1 protein-coding gene is annotated in these 611 nt (G+C 47.8%); it reads right to left on the bottom strand.

The window, feature by feature from the left end; translation table 11 throughout:
- A partial coding sequence (locus ACERC7_RS10720; RefSeq protein ID WP_373666914.1) for a DNA cytosine methyltransferase occupies positions 1 to 611 on the bottom strand: 611 nt, incomplete at both ends.

Below are 611 nucleotides of genomic sequence, written 5' to 3'. Positions count from 1 at the left end.
TTTACGGTTAAGGTTGGCGATAATCCAGTTGCCAGATAGACCTCCCCACTCATGCCCCGACCTGATGGATTAACATTACCTAGTCGGTCAAGATGAGCTGGGCTACCTTGTCCTCGGAGAGGAAATACTGGTCGGAAACCTCGCTTTCGAGAATGTCCGATAAGAAAGACCCGCTCCCTGTTTTGGGGAAGGCCGAAATCTTTACTGTTAAGCACTTGCCATTCGACATGATACCCCAGTTCATCCAGTGTGGTGAGGATTGTGGCGAACGTCCGTCCCTGGTCGTGACTGAATAGCCCCTTGACGTTTTCAAAAAATAGATAAGGTGGTTGGATTTCCTTGGCACATCGAGCAAGCTCAAAGAAGAGAGTCCCTCTAGTGTCCTCAAATCCCAATCGTCTGCCTGCGAGAGAAAAGGCTTGGCAAGGAAAGCCCCCACAGAGAACATCCACTTGCCCTCGGAGTTCTCTGAGTTGATCATCGGTGATTTGGGTAATGTCATGGTATTCTAATTCTCCTTCTGTCTCAAAAATGGCCTGATAAGACCGTCTAGCGAATTTATCTATTTCGCAAAAGCCAATGCAGGTATGACCTTGACTTTCCATACCTAA

Source organism: Streptococcus sp. E17BB (genome assembly GCF_041807725.1).
GTDB lineage: Bacteria > Bacillota > Bacilli > Lactobacillales > Streptococcaceae > Streptococcus > Streptococcus entericus.
The sequence above is the reverse complement of the archived record's forward strand: the minus strand, read 5'-3'. Positions and strand labels throughout refer to the sequence as shown.